This window comes from Arthrobacter sp. 10T419 (genome assembly GCF_056394105.1).
This window is the reverse complement of the sequence record NZ_JBFTHF010000033.1, coordinates 1-532: the sequence shown is the minus strand read 5'-3', so window position 1 is coordinate 532 and position 532 is coordinate 1. Positions and strand designations below refer to the sequence as shown.

Genomic DNA, 532 nt, shown 5'->3' with positions numbered 1-532 from the left:
CGACCAAGTACATCGTCCACTTCCCCGAAACCCGCGAGATCTGGTCGTTCGGCTCCGGCTACGGCGGCAACGCGCTGCTGGGCAAGAAGTGCTTCGCGCTGCGCATCGCCTCGACCATGGGCCGCGACGAAGGCTGGCTGGCCGAGCACATGCTGATCCTCGGCGTGACCTCGCCCAAGGGCAAGAAGTACCACGTGGCCGCCGCGTTCCCGTCGGCCTGCGGCAAGACCAACTTCGCCATGCTGATCCCGCCCAAGGGCTTCGAGGGCTGGAAGGTCACCACCATCGGCGACGACATCGCCTGGATCAAGCCGGGCCAGGACGGCCGTCTCTACGCCATCAACCCGGAAGCCGGCTACTTCGGCGTGGCCCCGGGCACGAGCGAGAAGACCAACTTCAACGCCATGGCCACGCTCAAGGAGAACGTGATCTTCACCAACGTGGCGCTGACCGATGACGGCGACGTGTGGTGGGAAGGCATGACCAAGGAAGCCCCGGCGCACCTGGTCGACTGGCAGGGCAAGGACTGGAC

1 protein-coding gene is annotated in these 532 nt (G+C 65.8%); it reads left to right on the top strand.

Translation table 11 applies throughout. The features are described from left to right. A partial coding sequence (locus AC1DBD_RS17735; protein ID WP_476982706.1) for a phosphoenolpyruvate carboxykinase domain-containing protein occupies nt 1–532 on the top strand: 532 nt, incomplete at both ends.